Annotated in this window: 4 protein-coding genes and 1 pseudogene; 2 read left to right on the top strand and 3 right to left on the bottom strand. The window is 38.2% G+C overall.

The features are described from left to right. Nucleotides 1–322 precede the first annotated feature (322 nt). Nucleotides 323–880, bottom strand: coding sequence for a hypothetical protein (locus JQC92_RS21260; protein ID WP_205001533.1), 558 nt, complete (start codon nt 878–880; stop codon nt 323–325). A gap of 108 nt (nt 881–988) precedes the next feature. Next, a pseudogene (locus tag JQC92_RS21255) lies at nt 989–1,198 on the bottom strand (ISKra4 family transposase); the annotation flags it as partial. A 125-nt stretch (nt 1,199–1,323) separates the two neighbouring features. Between JQC92_RS21255 and JQC92_RS21250 the strand changes: the two are divergent. Then, nucleotides 1,324–1,533 carry a hypothetical protein gene (locus tag JQC92_RS21250; protein WP_205001532.1) on the top strand — a complete coding sequence of 70 codons (210 nt, stop codon included), beginning with the start codon at nt 1,324–1,326 and terminating at the stop codon, nt 1,531–1,533. 16 nt (nt 1,534–1,549) lie between these two features. On the opposite strand, the gene JQC92_RS21245 is transcribed toward JQC92_RS21250, so the two are convergent. Next, nucleotides 1,550–3,166 (bottom strand): FAD-dependent oxidoreductase, encoded by a 1,617-nt coding sequence (locus JQC92_RS21245; RefSeq protein WP_205001531.1) that lies wholly within the window; start codon nt 3,164–3,166, stop codon nt 1,550–1,552. Nucleotides 3,167–3,254: 88 nt separating this feature from the next. On the opposite strand from JQC92_RS21245, the gene JQC92_RS21240 reads away from it, so the two are divergent. Then, nucleotides 3,255–3,731 carry a BamJ family beta-barrel-assembly machinery protein gene (locus JQC92_RS21240; protein WP_205001530.1) on the top strand — a complete coding sequence of 159 codons (477 nt, stop codon included), beginning with the start codon at nt 3,255–3,257 and terminating at the stop codon, nt 3,729–3,731. Nucleotides 3,732–4,187 lie beyond the last annotated feature (456 nt).

Genomic DNA, 4,187 nt, shown 5'->3' with positions numbered 1-4,187 from the left:
TTTGACCATAGATCTTGGTTGAAAATTGACATGATGCGTTGCCTTATCTAGTGTAATTTACTGATCAGATCAACGAAACGATAATAAGTTCAATTTCCATAATATTTGTGTAGAAGAGTCAGCGTTGAAACTGTAACGATTAAAAACATAAAGTTTCATACTCCTTGCCCTTAAATGCATTTTTACTGGAAAGTTAAGTAATAAGTATCATATCGAATGCAGCACATTTCTGGACAATTCCGTGTTTAAAATCATTATTACTCTCCCCCATTTACTTTAATACTTCACTTATCTAATCATCAGAATTGTTGCCATATTTTGGTTATTTACTTTTAAATTTGTCACATATGGGAGTAGCGCATCCAGAGGAAGAACAGTGGTTTGTTTTTACATTGAGGTAATCTTGTGATTTAACCGTTATGTATCCGACTATGACACCTGATACAGTCCGTACAGCCATTTTAACTCTTTCAGACTGTATAGAATCACTTGCTCGATTTACTGCTACTCCAAATAAATACCCGCACAAAGACTTTCCAATATCGAATGCAAAATTTCCTGATTTTAAAACCCAATCTTTGGTTAAACAAAAATAGTTTGAACTCATTAACTTTGCAGAATTAACTGCTGTAAAACTGGCTTTAATTAAGTGTTTTCCAACGTATAAGTATTTATTATCTTTTAATTCAGGTAATAAATATTGAGTTGTTTTTTCTGCAAAGAATAAACCTAAAGCAAGAGATGAAGCAGATACAGCACCTGCTGGCCCAGCTGTAGCTAAGCCGATAGCCGCAGGTAAAGCCGTTTCATCAACGGCCTCAAACAGTAAATCAGTAAGAAAATAGTTTTTGCTATGACTGGATACACCTTCTGCACTCATATTTATCTATTCGTTGTCGCAAAAATTTACAGTAATAAATGTATTCCTCTTATTCAAGTGAACATTAGTTAACAATCAAAACTTAAATTTCAAAGGGTGCAGTTCCTTTCATTCGACGGTTACAGCAGCTTTATAAAATCGTCGTTTGGATTGCTGTTTATGGAAAAGCCAATAATCATCAAAATCATCGCTAGATTTCAGTGACCGTAGTTTTAAAATCGCTTCACCTCCATCAAGCCCCCAACGGGCACCGGTAATATCCAGTCTATCGTTTATCAAATGACGACAAGCACCTTCTATGTAAGCATTCACCAGAGGGGTATTGACAATCTCAAACTCCCGTTTATTGGCATTTATAACTACAAGCTTGCCATTGTTTTGTGACACAAGTACCACCCCGCAAGTAAGTTTCACTGTTTATTTGAAAAGTCAATACGGGGCTGGTGAATGGTTACAAGAAATTAAGCTTTTCTAACCGTGTTGGAAGTATTAGTGACATTCTGAGTTTAAAAAGCGAGCTAATAAGTCGATATCGTTTTAGTCGCCCTAACCTTACAGAGCAGCAAATTATTGAATCGGGTGTTGGATTAGTCTGGCTCGAATGGGTTGGATATATCGACAAAAATGAAAAGGTTCAGTATCTATCACACTGAACCTTTTCATCTGTTATTAACCCGCCTTTCTTCTCTCTATTTCTAAAATCGCACCTGAATATTTAGACGCATCAAGGTTATTAAAATATTCATCCCAGCTCGGCATTGCTTCGCGCATTCTTAAAAAATCATCCTTGGGAATGACCATCACAATGGTGTCTTTCACCGCAGTTAATGTTCCTGTCGTCATACATTCGTTTTGTATGGTTCGTTCTCCCCAATGATCATTAACATCAAAGGTTCTTGAAAACGCTGGTGTTTCATCGCAAGATTCAACATCCAGCCTTAATTCACCGTCAACCACCACATAGAATCCATCAACCCACTCACTGGGATTAAATACCACATCTCCTTCAGTGAAATGCATATATCGACATGCATGCGGTTTTTCTTGCTCCATATGCACGATGGTTCGCGGCATGAAGTAATCGAACATCCAGTTCAGTGCGACTCGTACTCGAGTTGCAAAGCCTGGCAGCATCGCTATATAAAAACCACGCCACAGAAACCACGCAAATAAACCGTATAGATTCATGCCCATCATGCTGCCAACTGCGGAATAACCACCCAATGACGCTAACGCTCCCTTCGAACAATACTCGAAAGGCTTTAATGCTTTGCCTTGAAGTGATGCGTAAAGGTTATCAGCAAGAATTTTCGCTTCTCGTACGGTTGCTTGAGCAGTCGGGGGCGCAATTTTTCCACCATCAAGTGGAATCGCTGCAATATCACCTAATGACCACACATGCTCGACACCCTCAACTTGTAATTCTCTAGTTGTTGGGATTTTTCCTCGATTAAGTTCTAAACCAAGCGACTTAACAAAAGGCGATGGTCCGTTACCGATAGTGGTAATCACTGTTGTTGTTGGGATTACTTCACCGTGATTAGTAGTCACACTGGTCGACGTAGCAGAGTTAACTCCTGTACCGAGCTTTATTTCAACACCTCTTTTTTCAAGCACCTTGTGAGCATACTGACTTTGCTTTTCCGGTAATTCCATCAAAATCCTATCGCCAAATTGCACTAACACTAAACGAATTTCTTGCTTGGAGATTTGAGGATAGAATTGAAGTGTACGATGAATCATCTCTTGTAGCTCCCCCATCGTTTCAACCCCAGAAAAACCACCACCAGCGACCACAAAAGTTAATAGTCGCTCTTTTAATTCTTGGTTGTCTGTAACGTCTGCTAATTCAAAGTTAGAAATGACTTTATTTCTTAGGATATAGGCATCTGACAAGTCTTTCATGGTTAAGCTGTGTTGCTGAAAACCTTTGAACATTGAAAGATCAGTGATCTGCCCTGATGCAATAACAACTTCATCATAAGGTAAGTCATGGAGAATTCTTTGTCGTCCTTGAACCAACTGCACAGTTTTAGCTTCTGTATCTATTCCGCGAACTTCTGCCAACCTAACTTTGACCTTGGGTAATAACAAACGCAGTGGTGTTACCGCATCTTGAGAGTTGATGACACCAGATGCAACTTCAGGTAATAAAGGTTGAAATACAAAATAATTTCGTTCGCTGATCAACTCGATGTCGACTTCGTCACCTGCGATTTCAGATAAATACTTCGCTGCAAACACACCAGCAAACCCACCACCAATAACGACTACTTTGGTTACCATTGTTGAATCCTTCCAATACTTCGTTGAATTCATTTAAATATAGTGCAAATATGGCGTTTTGTTTCCCCTCTAAAAATCGGACGAAAATATGAAAATGTTACTTGCTGTGGTGGTCATTGCCATGGTTGTTTTTTACTTCTTCACTCAATCACAAAGCAGTGAACAAGCAAAACAAAACCTAGCTCAAGGCACGGCCTTTTTAAATAAAAATAATACTCAAGAAGGAGTGAACACCACGAATTCTGGTTTGCAATATAAAGTATTGCATAAAGGTGAAGGAACTGTTCATCCAAAAGCAACGGACACCGTTAAGGTGCATTATCACGGTACATTGATTGATGGAACCGTGTTTGACAGTTCAGTGGATCGTGGTGAACCAATCTCATTTCCTTTAAATAAAGTGATTAAAGGTTGGACTGAAGGTTTACAGTTGATGGTCATAGGTGACAAATACCGATTCTTCATTCCTGCAAATTTAGCCTATGGTAACCGTTCAACTGGAAAGATTGGTGGCAATTCAGTACTGATTTTTGATGTTGAGCTATTAGGAATCAATGGCGAATAGAAAATGATACAACGCCATTAGCTTAATGGCGTTTAAGTTACATGCTTATGTTGTAACTATTGAATATTCTTATCGTATTTCACCATTAGAATGACTGTTCATTTAATTAATCGATAAGTGACAGGGATATGAGCCCCTTCTACTAACACCCACTTTATTAACCTAAAAACTCAGTTGAACGCTAAATTACTTTTAAGCTTATGAAATCATCTGATTAACTATTATCACCTATTGGGTGAATGCAAGCTGGTATACAAATCGATTTTGGGAGTGATATAAATAATGTGGACGAGTAGTTCCTTTCACCAAGGTTAAGAATGATCTCAGTTACTCCAATACTTCGGACAGTTTTTTGAATAATTCGAAATCACGAGCAGAGTTTGTGAAAATATAATTTGCAAATACAACCTTCACAAAGCTGCTGCTCATGACTTCACTAATAGAATCTGTTTTAGA

The organism is Parashewanella hymeniacidonis (assembly GCF_016900895.1).
Lineage (GTDB): Bacteria > Pseudomonadota > Gammaproteobacteria > Enterobacterales > Shewanellaceae > Parashewanella > Parashewanella hymeniacidonis.
This window is presented reverse-complemented; position numbering and strand designations above follow the sequence as displayed.

Excerpts from the sequence above, each read along its gene's own strand:
- JQC92_RS21260 (WP_205001533.1), bottom strand. The coding sequence starts at position 880 with ATGAGTGCAGAAGGTGTATCCAGTCATAGCAAAAACTATTTTCTTACT.
- JQC92_RS21245 (WP_205001531.1), bottom strand. The coding sequence starts at position 3,166 with ATGGTAACCAAAGTAGTCGTTATTGGTGGTGGGTTTGCTGGTGTGTTT.
- JQC92_RS21240 (WP_205001530.1), top strand. The coding sequence starts at position 3,255 with ATGAAAATGTTACTTGCTGTGGTGGTCATTGCCATGGTTGTTTTTTAC.